Origin of the sequence: Curtobacterium sp. MMLR14_010, assembly GCF_001865015.1 — a bacterium.
Classification (GTDB): Bacteria; Actinomycetota; Actinomycetes; order Actinomycetales; family Microbacteriaceae; genus Curtobacterium.
Map to the genome: position 1 here is coordinate 232,470 of NZ_MJGV01000046.1, position 15,308 is coordinate 247,777.

Annotated in this window: 13 protein-coding genes; 12 read left to right on the forward strand and 1 reads right to left on the reverse strand. The window is 71.6% G+C overall.

Features of this window, described 5'->3' with window-relative positions; all coding sequences use genetic code 11:
- The first annotated feature begins 27 nt into the window (after positions 1 to 27).
- Together BIU98_RS09605 and BIU98_RS19420 are read left to right on the forward strand one after the other, a co-directional pair.
- A complete protein-coding gene (locus BIU98_RS09605) occupies positions 28 to 2,394 on the forward strand; it encodes an excinuclease ABC subunit UvrA (RefSeq protein ID WP_071275333.1) in 2,367 nt (788 codons plus the stop codon).
- A gap of 658 nt (positions 2,395 to 3,052) precedes the next feature.
- Entirely contained in the window at positions 3,053 to 3,205 is a 153-nt protein-coding gene (locus tag BIU98_RS19420) for a hypothetical protein (RefSeq protein ID WP_175481329.1), read from the forward strand.
- Positions 3,206 to 3,315: 110 nt separating this feature from the next.
- On the opposite strand, the gene BIU98_RS09610 is transcribed toward BIU98_RS19420, so the two are convergent.
- A complete protein-coding gene (locus BIU98_RS09610; protein WP_071275335.1) occupies positions 3,316 to 3,807 on the reverse strand; it encodes a GNAT family N-acetyltransferase in 492 nt (163 codons plus the stop codon).
- 129 nt (positions 3,808 to 3,936) lie between these two features.
- On the opposite strand from BIU98_RS09610, the gene BIU98_RS09615 reads away from it, so the two are divergent.
- From BIU98_RS09615 to BIU98_RS09660, 10 genes are all read left to right on the forward strand, one after another.
- Positions 3,937 to 5,505, forward strand: coding sequence for an ABC transporter substrate-binding protein (locus BIU98_RS09615; protein WP_083393141.1), 1,569 nt, complete (start codon positions 3,937 to 3,939; stop codon positions 5,503 to 5,505).
- A gap of 122 nt (positions 5,506 to 5,627) precedes the next feature.
- Complete coding sequence (locus tag BIU98_RS09620) at positions 5,628 to 6,587, forward strand: ABC transporter permease (RefSeq protein ID WP_071275339.1); 960 nt, start codon at positions 5,628 to 5,630, stop codon at positions 6,585 to 6,587.
- Positions 6,584 to 7,468: an ABC transporter permease gene (locus tag BIU98_RS09625; RefSeq protein WP_083393142.1), complete on the forward strand. Its 885-nt coding sequence runs from the start codon at positions 6,584 to 6,586 to the stop codon at positions 7,466 to 7,468. The genes BIU98_RS09620 and BIU98_RS09625 overlap by 4 nt, the downstream gene beginning before the upstream one ends.
- Before the next feature lies 1 nt (position 7,469).
- Entirely contained in the window at positions 7,470 to 8,621 is a 1,152-nt protein-coding gene (locus BIU98_RS09630) for an ABC transporter ATP-binding protein (RefSeq protein WP_254787840.1), read from the forward strand.
- On the forward strand, positions 8,618 to 9,913 hold the full coding sequence (locus BIU98_RS09635; RefSeq protein ID WP_083393143.1) for an oligopeptide/dipeptide ABC transporter ATP-binding protein: 1,296 nt from the start codon (positions 8,618 to 8,620) through the stop codon (positions 9,911 to 9,913). Before BIU98_RS09630 ends, BIU98_RS09635 begins: the two co-directional genes overlap by 4 nt.
- Positions 9,910 to 10,743, forward strand: coding sequence for a M55 family metallopeptidase (locus BIU98_RS09640; RefSeq protein ID WP_071275341.1), 834 nt, complete (start codon positions 9,910 to 9,912; stop codon positions 10,741 to 10,743). Before BIU98_RS09635 ends, BIU98_RS09640 begins: the two co-directional genes overlap by 4 nt.
- Complete coding sequence (locus BIU98_RS09645) at positions 10,743 to 11,693, forward strand: isoaspartyl peptidase/L-asparaginase family protein (RefSeq protein ID WP_071275343.1); 951 nt, start codon at positions 10,743 to 10,745, stop codon at positions 11,691 to 11,693. Before BIU98_RS09640 ends, BIU98_RS09645 begins: the two co-directional genes overlap by 1 nt.
- A gap of 98 nt (positions 11,694 to 11,791) precedes the next feature.
- The gene (locus tag BIU98_RS09650) at positions 11,792 to 12,736 is read left to right on the forward strand and encodes a MurR/RpiR family transcriptional regulator (RefSeq protein WP_071275345.1); all 945 of its coding nucleotides are present in this window, start codon (positions 11,792 to 11,794) and stop codon (positions 12,734 to 12,736) included.
- Positions 12,737 to 12,786: 50 nt separating this feature from the next.
- Positions 12,787 to 13,458 carry an SDR family NAD(P)-dependent oxidoreductase gene (locus BIU98_RS09655; protein ID WP_217635689.1) on the forward strand — a complete coding sequence of 224 codons (672 nt, stop codon included), beginning with the start codon at positions 12,787 to 12,789 and terminating at the stop codon, positions 13,456 to 13,458.
- Positions 13,459 to 13,595: 137 nt separating this feature from the next.
- Positions 13,596 to 15,299, forward strand: a complete 1,704-nt coding sequence (locus tag BIU98_RS09660; RefSeq protein WP_175481330.1) for a DUF885 family protein — start codon at positions 13,596 to 13,598, stop codon at positions 15,297 to 15,299.
- Positions 15,300 to 15,308 lie beyond the last annotated feature (9 nt).

A 15,308-nucleotide genomic window follows, 5' to 3' on the forward strand; every position in this document is an offset into this window, starting at 1 on the left:
CGGACCGGTGGCGCTAGCCTGACCGCCATGGACACCAGCACGGGCCGCATCGCCGACAGCCACGACCGCATCCGGGTGCGCGGCGCGCGCGAGAACAACCTGCGTGACGTCGACGTCGACCTGCCGAAGCGCCGGCTGACCGTCTTCACCGGGGTGTCCGGGTCGGGCAAGAGCTCGCTCGTCTTCGGCACCGTCGCCGCGGAGTCGCAGCGGATGATCAACGAGACGTACAGCGTGTTCGTGCAGGGCTTCATGCCGTCGCTGGGACGGCCGGACGTCGACCTGCTCGACGGTCTGACCACGGCGATCGTCGTCGACCAGGAACGCATCGGTGCCGACCCGCGCTCCACGGTGGGCACCGCGACGGACGCCAGCGCGATGCTGCGGCTCCTCTTCAGCCGGCTCGGCCAGCCCCACATCGGTGGGCCCAACGCGTTCTCGTTCAACCTCGCGACGGTCACCGCGGGTGGTGCCATCACCGTGCAGCGTGGGACAGAGGCAAAGGCCGAGAAGGTCTCGTTCAGTCGGCTCGGCGGGATGTGCGCCCGGTGCGAAGGACGGGGGAGCGTCAGCGAGATCGACCTGTCGCAGCTCTTCGACGACTCGCGGGCGCTCACCGACGGCGCGCTCACGGTCCCGGGCTACGGCACCGACGGCTGGAACGTGCGGATGTACGCCGAGTCTGGCTACTACCCCGGCGACAAGCCCATCCGCGACTTCACGGAGCAGGAGCGGCAGGACTTCCTGTACCGCGAGCCCACCAAGCAGAAGATCGCCGGCATCAACATGACGTACGAGGGCCTCGTGCCGCGGGTCCGCCGGTCGCTGCTGCAGAAGGACCGCACGGCGATGCAGCCGCACATCCGCGCCTTCGTCGACCGCGCGGTCACGTTCACCACGTGCCCGGACTGCGACGGCACCCGGCTCAACGACATCGCCCGGTCGTCGAAGATCGACGGGAAGGACATCGCCCAGGTCGCTGCGATGCAGATCACCGACCTGGCCGCTTGGCTGCACGGCCTCGACGAGCCATCGGTCGGTCCGCTGCTCGACGGGCTCCGCGACGCCGTGGACGCCTTCGTCGAGATCGGACTCGGCTACCTGTCGCTCGACCGTCCCACCGGCACGCTCTCCGGCGGCGAAGGGCAGCGCGTGAAGATGGTGAAGCACCTCGGGTCCTCGCTCAGCGACATCACCTACGTCTTCGACGAGCCGAGCACCGGGTTGCACCCACACGACATCGAGCGGATGAACCGGCTGCTGCTGCGCCTCCGGGACAAGGGCAACACCGTGCTGGTCGTCGAGCACAAGCCGGAGGTCATCGCGATCGCGGACCACGTGGTCGACCTCGGCCCAGGGGCGGGCGCCGGCGGCGGCACGCTCTGCTACCAGGGACCGGTCGACGGCTTGCGCGCGAGCGACACGGTGACGGGGCGGCACCTGGACGACCGCGTCACGGTGAAGGCGACCGTGCGCGAACCCACCGGCGTGATCGAGATCCGCGGCGCCGACCGGCACAACCTCCGCGAGGTCGACGTCGACGTGCCGCTCGGGGTCCTGACCGTGGTGACCGGCGTCGCCGGCTCCGGCAAGAGCACGCTCGTCCACGGGTCGCTGTCCCACCGTGACGACGTCGTGACCGTCGACCAGAGCGGGATCCGCGGGTCCCGGCGCAGCAACCCCGCCACGTACACCGGGCTGCTCGAACCGATCCGCAAGGCCTTCGCGAAGGCGAACGGTGTCAAGCCCGCGCTGTTCAGCGCCAACTCCGAGGGTGCGTGCCCCGCATGCAACGGTGCCGGCGTCGTCTACACCGACCTCGGGATGATGGCCGGCGTCTCCACGACCTGTGCGGAGTGCGAGGGCCGACGGTTCGACCAGTCGGTGCTCGCGTACCGCCTGGGCGGCAAGGACATCAGCGAGGTGCTGGCGATGTCCGTCGCCGAGGCCCTCGACTTCTTCGCCACGGGGGAGTCCCGTCTCCCGGCCGCCCACACCCTGCTCACCCGGCTCGCCGACGTCGGGCTCGGCTACCTGACGATCGGCCAGCCGCTCACCACGCTGTCGGGCGGGGAACGCCAACGCCTGAAGCTCGCGACGCACCTGGGGGAGCCCGGCGGGGTGATCGTCCTCGACGAACCGACGACCGGCCTGCACCTGGCGGACGTCGCGCAGCTGCTCGGCCTGCTCGACCGGATGGTCGACGCCGGCAGGACCGTCGTCGTGATCGAGCACCACCAGGCCGTGATGGCGCACGCCGACCACCTCATCGACCTCGGGCCCGGCGCGGGTCACGACGGCGGTCAGGTCGTGTTCGAGGGCACGCCGGCCGCGCTGGTCGCCGCACGCTCGACCCTGACGGGGCAGCACCTGGCCGCGTACGTCGGGGCCTGACCGGCCGTTCCGTCGCGGGGGTGGTGCGGCACCGTGTGCGTCGGAGACGGTCGCGCCCCGGTGCGGGCATCGCGCCCGCGCACGACGGGGCGCGATGCGCGCCGCGGGGCGCGGAGCGGGGCGCGGAGCGGCGGCGGCCGGCACGACGCGGTCGCGGCGCGACGTGGCGTGGCACCGTCGATGTCGGCTCGAACCACGGATGGCCGTGGTTCGAGCCGACGTGCGTTGTGCGGCGCCGATGCGCGCCACGCGGCGACCGCCCACCCCTGGACGGGAGGCTCGGTGACGGAGGCGGGGTGAGCCTCCCGTCCGGACGTGGTGCGGACAGGCGCGGCACCGACGTGCGTTGTGCGGCGCCGATGCGCGCCCCCCACTGCCGGACGGGAGGTTCGGTGGCGGACGCGCGGCGCGCCTCCCGTCCGGAGGGGGTAACCGGTGGCCGTGCGCTGGATCAGGTTCCGATGCGCCCCGGTACGGACATCGCGCCCGTGCGCGGCGGGGCGCGAAGCACGCAGCGGGGCGCGAAGCGGCCGCGCCGTGAGGGCGAGCGCGGCCGCAGCGCGTGAGCGGACGCATCGCGAGCCTCCCGTCCGGCGGCGGGTGACCGCTGGACGCACCGCGCACCCGTCCCCAGGCCCGCGCGCGTAGCGTGCCGCGCATGAGCTACAGCCAGCCGGATCCGGCAGAAGAGACCACGCAGGCAGACGCACCGGAGCAGCCGGACACGGCCTCCAGCACCGTCGAGGAGCAGGGCGAGGAGCGCACGGCGCTCGAGATCGACGCGGAGGACGTGCCGACCTCCGAGGCCTGAGCCCCGCTCGTCACCCACCGGACCGCGGTCCGGACACAGCACCCCGCAGCGACGCGGTGCGGTGTCCGGGCCGCGGTTCCGTCATGTCCGGGGACTGGTGCCGGTGGCGTTCACGGCGACGACCACGACCGGACCAGCCGCACGTACTCCGGGTGCTCCTGGTCCGGTTCGGCGTGCACGAACCCGGCGGCCGCGTAGGCCCGCAGCGCCGGGGTGTTGCCCGGCACGACGAACAGGGCGAGCTCGGTCAGGCCGAGCGACCGGGCCTCGGCCACGGCGAGCGCCACGAGTGCACCGGAGAGGCCTCGTCCACGGAGTCGTGGTGCGAGGACGATCCGTGCCAGCCGTCCGGTCGTCGCGGTGACGCGCACGACCGCCACGTGCCCCAGGACGGCGTCGGGGTCGTCGACGGGCGCGACGGTCAGCGGGTGTCGGTCGTCGCCCGTCGATGCGGCGACCAGGTCCGCTGCCGTGTAGGGCCACGGCGCTCCGGTGCCGGCCACGGCGAGGGCGTCCTCGGGTCCGTCGAACCAGGCGACGACGGTGTCGGCGTCGTCGGGACGGAAGGGGCGGAGCGCGATCTTCGGGGTGCCGTGGTGCATCGTCTTCCAAACGTAACAAAACGGAAAAGATCCTGTCGTACTGTAATCATCACTACAGCACCAATCGCTCCACCTCCCCGACACGGACACCGCACCGATCACCGGTGCACAGAAGCGAAGAGGCATTCGATGAGACAACGGAATCGAGCGGCCGTGGCCGCGATGACGGCGGCAGCAGCCCTGGTCCTCGCGGGCTGCAGCGCCGGCGGCTCGGCGGACACCACCGGCACCGCCGCCGGCGGCCACCCGAAGGGCGGTGTCCTGACGATGGCTCGGTCCGCCGACATCATCTCGATGGACAACACCACGACCTTCGACAACAACTCCATCCACGTGATGCAGCAGATCATGGAGCCGCTGTTCAACGTGAGCGCGGACGGCAAGAAGCTCGAGCCGTGGCTGGCGACGAGCTACGACGCGTCGGAGGACGGCAAGAAGTACACGATCCACCTCCGCAAGGGCGTCGAGTTCTCCAACGGGGACCCGATGACCGCGAAGGACGTCGTCTTCTCGATCAACGCCGACACCGCCACCGGCTCGTCCGGCTGGGGCTACATCAACGCGGCGATCGACAAGGTCAGCGCCGTCGACGACGAGACCGTCCAGATCGACCTGAAGTACGCGTGGGCGCCGCTCATCGCCGACCTGTCGCTGTTCAGCAACGCGGTCGTGCCCGACAACTACGGGGGCGAGTCGAAGAAGGAGTTCTACACGCACCCGATCGGCACCGGCCCGTTCGTGTGGGAGTCCTGGAAGAAGGGGCAGTCGCTCAGCCTGACGGCGAACGACGACTACTGGCAGAAGGGCAAGCCGTACCTCGACGGTGTCAAGTGGACCGTCGTGCCGGACGCCAACACCCGCAAGCTCCAGGTGCAAGGCGGTCAGGTCGACATCGACGACACGCCGGACTGGTCGAGCCTGTCGTCGCTGAAGTCGGCGGCCGGGGTCAAGGCGGACACGTTCAAGTCGACGCAGATCGACTACGTGGCGTTCAACCAGCAGCGCAAGCCGTTCGACGACGTCCACGTGCGCCGCGCGATCGCCTTCGCCCTCGACCGCAAGGCGATGGTCAAGGCGGTGCTGTTCGGCAACGGCACGACGGCGAACTCGCTGCTGTCGCCCGGGACGCCGTACTACGACGCCAAGGCCGAGGGCCCGACGTACGACGTCAAGCAGGCGAAGGCCGAGCTCGCGAAGTCGTCGAAGCCCGACGGGTTCACGACGACGCTGCTCATCCGGTCGGGTGACCCGAACCAGACCTCCATCGCGCAGATCATGCAGTCCGAGCTCAAGGAGATCGGGATCACGATGAAGATCAAGCAGCTCGACCCGACGGCGAACAAGGAAGCCCGACTGGCCGGCGACTTCGACATGGCCTGGTCCGCCTGGACGATGGACATCCCGGACCCCGACGAGTGGACCTCCTTCGCGGTCGACCCCGAGGGCGGGTCGAACTCGGCCTTCACGAACTACGACAACGCGGACGTCATCGCGATCAACAAGAAGGCCCAGAAGGAGACGGACCCGGCCAAGCGCCAGGAGCTGTACTCCGAGCTGCAGCAGAAGACCGGTGACGACGCCTTCCTGGCGTCCCTGTACTACTCGCCCTACGTGTTCGCGACCACCGACAAGGTGAACGACTTCCACGTGACGCCCCTCGGCAACTACCAGCTCGAGGACGTCTCCAAGGCGAAGTGACTCCGTCGGGGTCTGGCCGACCGCCGGATCCCGACACCGGTGGGGTCCGGCGCCGGTCGGACCCCGACATCGGTGGGGTCCGGCGCCGGTCGGACCCCACCGCCCCTCTCGGAAAGGCAGTCATGCTCCACCGGCTCCGGTTCATCCCCGGACGGCTCCTGCAGGCCGTCCCGGTCGCGTTCGGCGTGACCATCATCGTGTTCTTCCTCTCCCACCTGCTGCCGGGCAACGCGGCCCTCGCGCTCCTCGGCGAACGGGCGACGAAGGCCAGCGTCGCGGCGCTGACCGAACAGCTCGGCCTGGACCGGCCGCTGTGGGAGCAGTACTTCCGGTTCCTCGGGCAGATCGTGCACGGCAACCTCGGCACGAGCCTGACCTACCAGCTCCCCGTCGGGCAGCTCGTGCTGCAGGCGGTGCCGGTCACGCTGTCGCTCCTCGGCCTCGCGCTGGTGATGTCGCTCCTGATCAGCATCCCGCTCGCCTCCCTGGCGGCGAGCCGTCCGAACCGCGCCGGCGACCTGTTCGCCCGCGGGTTCACCCTGCTCGGCCAGGGCATGCCGCAGTTCTGGGTCGGCATCATGCTGATCCTGCTGCTCGCCGTGAACGTGCGGGCCTTCCCCGTCGGTGGGTACGGCGACGGTGCCGGCGCCCACCTGTACTTCCTGTTCCTGCCGGCGCTGACGCTGGCCATCGCGATGTCCCCGACGATCATCAGGAGCCTCCGGGCGTCGATGATCGGGGTGCTCGAGTCCGAGTACGCGGGCACCGCGAAGTCGAAGGGCGCCGCCGGCCTGCCGCTGTTCCGCGACCACGTGCTCCGGAACGCGGCGATCCCGACGGTGTCGATCATCGGCGTCAACCTCGGGTACCTGGTCGGCGGCTCGCTCGTCATCGAGAAGGTCTTCGCGCTGCCGGGCCTCGGCTCGCTCATGGTGAACGCGATCTTCTCCCGCGACTTCCCGACGATCCAGGGCGTCACCCTGTTCGTCGCGATCTTCGTCGTCGTGGTCGGGATCCTGACCGACGTCGTCTACACGATGCTCGACCCGCGGGTCGACCTGGCCGGAGGCACCACCCCATGACCACCCCCACCGCCGCGCTCGTGGGCTTCAAGCAGCGCCGTCGTGCGTCGCGGTCCCGGTCGCTCCGCGCCTGGTACCGCAACGGCTCCCTGATGGCCGGCATCGTCATCGTCGGCCTGCTGGTGCTCGTCGCCGTGCTGGCCCCGGTGATCGCGCCGTACGACCCGATCGCCCAGCACCTCGAGCAGGCCCTCGAGTCCCCGAGCGCCGCACACTGGCTCGGCACGGACAAGTACGGCCGCGACGTGCTCTCCCGGCTGATCTGGGGCGCCCGCGTCGACCTCCGCGTCGGCTTCCTCGCCGTGCTCATCCCGTTCGTCGTCGGCAGCGTCGTCGGGGCGATCGCCGGGTACGTCGGCGGCATCGTCGACACCATCCTGATGCGCATCGTCGACGTGTTCTTCGCGTTCCCGTTCTACGTCATGGTCATCGTGCTGGTCTTCGTCCTCGGCGCGGGGGAGACGAGCATCTACCTCGCGATCGCGGCAGTGTCGTGGGTCTCCTACGCCAAGATCGTCCGCGGCGAGGTCATCGTCGCCCGCCAGCAGGACTACGTCGTCGCGGCACGACTCGGCGGCATGTCCCACACCCGGCTGCTCGTCCGCCACATCGCCCCCAACGTGATGAGCCAGGCGGTGATCTACGCGATGAGCGACATCGTGATGGACATCATGGCGATCGTCACGCTCGGCTACCTCGGTCTGGGCATCGAGCCGCCGACGGCCGAGTGGGGCTCGATGATCGTGGACGGCCAGGAGTTCATCACCACGCAGTGGCAGCAGACCACGATCCCCGGGCTGGTCGTCGTCGTCACGAGCCTCGGCCTGTCCTGGCTCGGCGACGGCATCAGCGACCTGCTGAGCCCCGACCGGAGGCGCTGACATGCCGAACACGCGCACGAACACCAGCACCAGCACCAGCACGCGCACGAACACGAACACGAACACGAACACGCGCACGAACACCAGCACCAGCACGAACACGAGCACCGACACCAGCGTCCAGTCGGAAGGACCGCGCATGACCGCCCCACTGCTCGAGGTCGAGGCCCTGACGATCGGCATCCGCCGTCGTGGCCGCGACGACGTGCGCATCGTCGAGGACCTGTCCTTCGCGATCCAACCCGGCGAGCGCTTCGGCATCGTCGGGGAGTCCGGCTCCGGGAAGTCCCTGACGCTCCGCGCGATCGCCGGGCTGCTGCCGAAGGGCGTCGAGGTGCTCTCCGGGGCGATCCGGTACCGCGGCGAGGACCTCGGCGGCATGTCCGCAACCGCCCGTCGGAAGCTCATGGGCCCGCAGATCGCGATGGTGTTCCAGGAGCCGATGACGGCGCTGAACCCCGTCGTCCGCGTCGGCGAGCAGATCGCCGAGGGGCCGCGCCGACACCTCGGCCTCTCCCGCACGGCCGCCGCGGAGCTGGCCGTCGAGATGATGCGCCGCACGGGCATCCCGGACCCGGCACGCCGGGCACGGGCGTACCCGCACGAGCTCTCCGGCGGGCTCAGGCAGCGCATCATGATCGCGATGGCGCTGTCGTGCTCCCCGCGCCTGCTGCTCTGCGACGAGCCGACGACCGCGCTCGACGTCACGGTGCAGCACCAGGTCCTCCAGCTCGTCGAGGAACTCTGCGACGAGACCGGCACCGCGCTGGCGTTCGTCACCCACGACCTCGCCGTGGTGAACCAGACCTGCACCGAGCTCGCGGTGATGTACTCCGGGCACCGCGTCGAGGCCGGCCCGGTGAAGGACGTCTTCCGGGATCCCCGACACCCGTACACGCGGGGCCTGCTCGAGTCCGCGCCGGACTTCGACGACCCCGACCGCGCCCTGATACCGATCCCGGGGTTCCCGCCGAACGTCGCTGCACGACCCGATGGATGCCCCTTCGCGCCGCGGTGCCGCTTCGCGATCGAGGCCTGCACGACGGCGATGCCCGCGCAGGAGGACGTCGGCCCCGGCCGCACCGCCGCCTGCATCCGCACACACGAGATAGGCTCCGCCGCCCCCGGCGAGCCCGTGGAGGTCCTGGCATGAACGCGAGCACCAGCACCAGCACGATCACGAGCACCAGCACCAGCACCAGCACCAGCACCGCCCCGGTCCTCCGCGCCGAGTCGGTCACCAAGCGCTACCAACTCCCCGTCACGGTCATCGACCGGATGCGGCGCTCCACCCGCACCGCGCTGACCGCCCTCGACGGCGTCGACCTGGAGCTCCGCCGCGGCGAGGTCCTCGCCCTGGTGGGGGAGTCCGGCTCCGGCAAGTCGACCCTGGCGAAGATCCTGGTCGGCAGCGTCACCGCCACCACCGGGACCCTCGACGCGGACGGCGAGCGCGTGCCGGTGCACCGTGACAAGGACGCCTCGCGGCGGATCCAGATGGTGTTCCAGGACCCGTACTCGTCCCTGAACCCGCGGATCCCCGTCGGCTCGATGCTGCGGGAGCTCCTGCTGCTGCACCGCATCGTCCCCCGGGCCGAGGTCCGTGCGGAGAGCATCCGCATCCTCAACCTCGTGGGGCTCGAGGAGGACGCGCTCGACGCCTACCCCAGCCAGTTCTCCGGTGGGCAGCGGCAGCGCATCGCGATCGCCCGGGCCATCGCGGTCCGCCCCGACGTGCTCATCGCGGACGAGCCGGTGTCGGCGCTCGACGTGTCCGTGCAGGCGACGATCCTCGAGCTCTTCGCCCGCCTGCAGCGCGAGCTCGGCCTGAGCATCCTGTTCGTGGCGCACAACCTGGCCGTCGTGCAGCACCTCAGCCAGCGGGTCGCCGTGATGTACCTCGGCCGGATCGTCGAGGTCGCCGACACCGACGAGCTGTTCCGGAACCCGCGGCACCCGTACACCCGGGCGCTCATCGACTCGATCCCGCGGATGGGCGCCGAGAGCGTCACGGCCCGGCTCGCCCTGCAGGGCGACCCGCCGAGCCCGTTCGACATCCCGACGGGCTGCCGGTTCCACCCCCGCTGCCCGTACGCCGTGGACGCGTGCCGCACGACGGACCCCGCGCTCGCGCCGGTCCCGCTGGTGCTCGGCACCCGGCCTGGAGGCTCGGCACCGGTCCCGACGTCGGCTCGCGGTGTCGACACGACCGCCGCGCAGGCGACGGCACCGCAGGCACCGCACGTCGCCGCGTGCATCCGCTCAGCGGAGCTCGGGGACGTGGACCCGCTCCGCGAACCCGCGATCGAACCCGACGACCCAGCACTCACCCGTCCCGACGTGCTCCTCGACCCTGAACGGGTCGTCGAGTCCGACCTCGACGAGGTCGCACCAGCCGCACCGGCCGCCTCGGCCGCGTACCACCAGGAGGAACCGTCCGCATGAAGATCTGGATCTCGTACGACATGGAAGGCGTCGCCGGCATCGTCGACTGGGACCAGTGCCGCCCCGGCAGCGACGGCTACGCCCAGGGATGCGCACTGCTCCTCGACGAGGTGAACGCCGCGATCGAGGGCGCCGTCGCCGGCGGTGCCACCGAGGTGCTGCTCAACGACTCGCACAGCCGGATGTCGAACCTCGACCCGCGTGCGGTCGTGCACCCGGACAAGGTGCGGTTCATCACCGGCCGCCACAAGCCGATGTACATGATGCAGGGGCTCGACTCGTCGGTCGACGGGGCGTTCCTGGTCGGCTACCACGGCTCGATCTCGGGCGCACCCTCGGTCCTGTCGCACACGTACAACCCCGAGGTGTTCACCGGCGCCCGCGTGAACGGCACCTGGGTGGGGGAGAGCGGCATCAACGCCCTCGTCACGTCCCACCACGGTGTGCCGATCGCCCTGGTCACCGGCGACGAGGTCACCTGGGACGAGACCGAGCCCTTCGCACCGGACGCCGAGCACGTCGTGACGAAGACCTCGATCACCCGGGCCAGCGCCGACGCCCTGCACCCGACCGAGTCCTGCCGCCGGATCCGCGAGGCCGCGAAGACCGCCGTCGAGCGGATCCCCCAGATGCGCGACCGGTCGATCGACGCACCGGCCACGCTCGAGCTCGACGTCGCCACCGCGGACATGGCCGACGTCGCGACCTGGGTCGGCGGTGTCGACCGGATCGCCACCAGGACGATCGCGATCAGCGGCGACGACCTGCTGTCGGTGTTCACACGCTTCGTCGCCGTGAACTACATCACCCGCCAGGCCGGAGGACGCTGATGCCCGCCGAGGAGTCCATCGCCCCACCCCGGGACACGGTCCTGTTCGACGTGCCGGCGGTCCGCGGCTGGTCGCTCGCCCTGCACGGTGGTGCCGGCGGACGCATCCAGGAGCTCGCCGCCGAGGAGCGCGAGCGCTTCGAGGCGGGCCTGACCCGTGCCTACCGGGCCGGCGAAGCGGTCCTCGACCAGGACGGCACCGCGCTCGACGCGGTCTGCGCGACCGTCGAACAGCTCGAGGACGACCCGCTCTTCAACGCGGGGCGGGGCGCCGCCCTGACCACCGACGGCGAGGTGGAACTGGACGCGGCCGTGATGGACGGCCGGACCGGTCTGGCGGGGGCGATCGCAGCCTCCCGGCATGCCCGCAACCCCGTGCACCTGGCGCGCGCCGTCATGGAACGGTCCGCCCACCTGCTCCTGGTCCACCCGACCCGCGCCCTCGTCGAGTCCTGGGGACTCACGACCGCGGAGCAGGACTACTTCGTGACCGAGGCGCGGCAGGCGCAGCTCGCCCGCATCCTGGCGGACCGGCTCGTGGCACCCCGCCACGGGACCGTCGGGGCGGTCGCCCGCGACCGGACCGGCTCCATCGCGGCGGCGACGTCGACCGGTGGCATGGCGAACCAGGAGGACGGCCGTGTCGGCGACTCGCCGATCATCGGTGCCGGCACCTACGCGCTCGACGGGTTCGCCGCGATCTCGTGCACCGGCGAGGGTGAGGCGTTCATCCGCGGGGTGGTGTCCTACGACATCGTCGCGCGGATGCGGTACGGCGGCAGCGTGCTGCCCGACGCCGTGGCCGCGACCATCCAGCAGGAGCTGACCGAGGAGCACGCCAGCGGCGGGCTCGTCGCGGTCGGTGCTGACGGCCGGGTCGTCGTGGCGCACAACTCGCCGACGATGTTCGCGGCGTTCGACGACGGCAGCGGGCTGGTGCTGCGGACCTGAGCCGCGGGCGGGCGCCCGTCCGGGCGTCCGTCCGGTCGGACCTGCCAGGCTCGCGAGCACGAGCACACGACCACCACCGACGACGAGGAGGAGCTGGGATGCCCATCAACGACGAGGTCTTCGCCCGCATGGACGAGCTGAGCCCGGCGGAGCGCAAGGTGGCCCGCGCCCTGCTGGCCGCCTGGCCCACCGCGGGCACGGAGAGCGCCGCGAGCCTGGCCCGCACCGCCGGGACGAGCACGCCGACGGTCCTGCGGCTCGCGAGCCGCCTCGGCTTCGGCAGCTGGCCGGAGTTCCAGGCCCGGGTCCGCGACGAGATCGCCGACCACCTCAACAGCCCACTCCGCCGCTCGCAGGAGGGCATCGCGCTCGGCGACGGCGGCACCCTCGGCCGCGCCATCGCGGACCGCGTCGCCCTCGTGGAGTCGCTCGGCACCAGCGTCCCGCCGAGCGAGTTCGACCGGGCGGTCGCCGTGCTCGCCGACCGCCCGAAGCAGGTCGCGCTGCTGGGCGGGTACTTCAGCCGGTACTTCGCGATGGTGCTCGCGGCGCAGCTCGACCAGATCCTGCCGAACGTCGACTTCGTCGCCGAGCCGCTCGGGCACGACGTCGGCCGGTTCCTGCAGCTCGGCAAGGGCGGGGTCGTCGTCGTGATGGACTTCCGCCGGCACGAGCTCGTCGCGCAGCAGGCGGCGGCCGCGGCGAAGCGCCAGGGCGCGACCGTGCTGCTCATCACCGACACGTCGCTGTCGCCCGTGGTCGAGAGCGCCGACATCGTGCTCCCGGTCACCGTCGACGGCATCCCGTTCGACTCCATGACACCCCTGCTGGTCCTCATCGAGGCCCTGGTCGAGGGCGTGCTGCGCGCTGCCGGGCCCCGCGGGCTGGAGCGGATGCGACAGTGGGAGGAGTCGGTGCGGATCACCCGCGCCTCGCGCGCTGCGCACGCCGAGGAGGACGTCCGCGACGACACCGGCCCCCGCGAGGTCGGGGCCGGCAACGTCGAGGCGCTCGCCCTGCCGGGGACCGGGGGCGCGCTGTGAGCGCGGTCACGGCCGGGAGGCTCGGAGAGACACTCGCAGGTCGGGTCGCGGTGGTCACCGGTGCAGCCCAGGGCATCGGGTCCGGCATCGCGGACCGGCTCGCCGCCGACGGCGCCGTCGTGCACCGCGTGGACCGGGACGACGTCGACCTCAGCGACACCGCGGCGACCGACGCCTGGTTCGCCACGCTCGGACCCGTCGACGTCCTGGTGAACGTGGCCGGTGGCGTGGTCGGGCAGACGCACACCCCGATCGACGAGCTCTCGGACGAGGCCTGGGACGCCGTCCTGCACGCCAACCTCACGACCACGCGGAACTGCACGCGCGCCGCCGTGCGCAGCATGAAGCCGCGCGGGTGGGGTCGGATCGTGATGATCGCCTCCGGTGCCGGGCGCAGCGTCAGCCTGACCGGGATCCAGGCGTACACCGCGGCCAAGGCGGCCCAGATCGGCTTCACCCGGCAGATGGCGCACGAGCTCGGCCAGTACGGCATCACCGCGAACTGCATCGCCCCCGGCTTCGTGCTCTCGAACCCGACGACGCAGGCGCAGTGGGACTCCTACGGGCCCGAGGGCCAGCGCGCCCTGGTCGAGCGGATCGCGGTGCGCCGGACCGGCACCCCCGAGGACATCGCCCGCGCGGTGTCGTTCTTCGTCGCGCCGGACGCCGGCTGGGTGAGCGGGCAGACGCTCTCCGTCGACGGCGGCCACTCGCTCTTCTGAGTCGGCTCCGTGAGCCTCCAGTCCGTCTTGTCCCTGTTCCTGTCCGTCCCTGCTCCTGTCCGTCCCTGTTCCTGTCCGTCCCTGTTCCTGTCCGTCCCTGTTCCTGTCCGTCCCTGCTCCTGTCCTCTGGAGGACCCTTGACCACCGACTCGGCCACCCGACTGCACGCCCTCGGCGAGCGGTACTTCGTCGCGCAGCACACGTACGACCCGTACAACGCGACCCTGCTCGGGATCACGGAGTTCGACCACCTGCCGGGGGACCCGTCGCGCGCCGCCAGCGAGCGCGCGGCTGCCGAGCTCGACACCGTGGCGCAGGAGGCAGCAGCGCTGCCGGAGGAGGACCTCGACGACGCCGGGCGCACGGACCGCGACGTGCTCGTCGCGCTGGCCCGCGGCGCGGCGGACGACGCCCGGCACGCGCTCTGGGCGGCGAACGCCTCGGCCAAGGGCTACGTCAGCCGGCAGGGCCTCGTGTTCCAGGCCGTGCCCGCGATGACGGTCCCGGACCGTGCCGCAGCGGCCCGGTACACGTCCCGGCTCGCCGGTCTCGGTGCGATGTTCGTCGCGCTGGGGGAGCGGTACGCCGACGAAGCCGCCGCCGGCCGGGTCCCGACGCGGATGGGCGTCCTGCACGCCGTGGAGCAGCTCGAGGGCTACCTGGCGCTGCCACTCGCGGAGGACCCGCTGCTGGAGCCCGCCCACACCGCGACGGTGGCCGAGGCGTCGTCGCTGGTCGCACAGTCGGAGGACCTCGTCGCGCAGTCCGTCCGCCCCGGGATGGCCGCACTCGCCGAGGCACTGCGCGCACTGCTGCCGGTGGCCCGTGACGACGAGCACGTCGGCATCAGCGAGGTGCCCGGGGGGACCGAGGGCTACGTCGCCGCGGTCGCCCGGCACACCACGACCGACCTGACCCCGGACGAGGTGCACCGGATCGGGCTCGAGGAGCTCGAGGGCATCCGCGCCGAGGCCGCCGAGATCGGGGACCGGTTGTTCGGGCTGCGGGACTTCACCGCCATCGCCACACGACTCCGCGACGACCCGGCGCTCCGGTTCCGCTCGAGCGACGAGATCCTGGCCGTGGCGCACGACGCCCTCGCCCGCGCGGAGGCCGTGCGCGACCAGTACTTCCCCGCCGACGACATCACGGACTGCGCGATCGAACCGATCAACGAGGTCGACGCCGCGTCGAGTGCGCTCGGGTTCTACCGTCCGCCCGCCGTCGACGGCAGCCGCCCTGGCACCTTCTGCATCAACGCCAGCGCGCCCGAGACGCACTACCGCTACGAGTACGAGGCCCTGACGTTCCACGAGTCGGTCCCCGGCCACCACATGCAGCTCGCGATGGCGCAGCGGCTGGACATCCCGCGCTACCGGCGGCACCTCGACGTCGAGGCCTGCAGCTTCAACGAGGGCTGGGGGCTGTACTCCGAGCAGTTCGCGGACGACGCCGGCCTGTACTCCGACGACCTGTCGCGGCTCGGGATGCTCTCGATGCGGGCCGTCCGGGCCTGCCGCCTGGTCGTCGACACCGGCATGCACGCGTTCGGCTGGTCCCGGGAACGCGCCGTGCAGTTCATGCTCGACAACACCGCGACGACGGACGAACACGTCAGGAGCGAAGTCGACCGCTACATCGCCTGGCCCGGACAGGCGCTGGCGTACATGATCGGCCGACGCGAGATCCTCCGGCTCCGCACCGGCGCGCAAGCGGCCCTCGGCGACGCGTTCTCGATCCGGGACTTCCACGCGACCGTGCTCGGCAACGGCGCGGTCCCGCTGACCGTCCTCGCCGACGCCGTCACCCGCTGGCAGCAGCGGGCGCTCACCGCCGCCTGACCTGCCTGC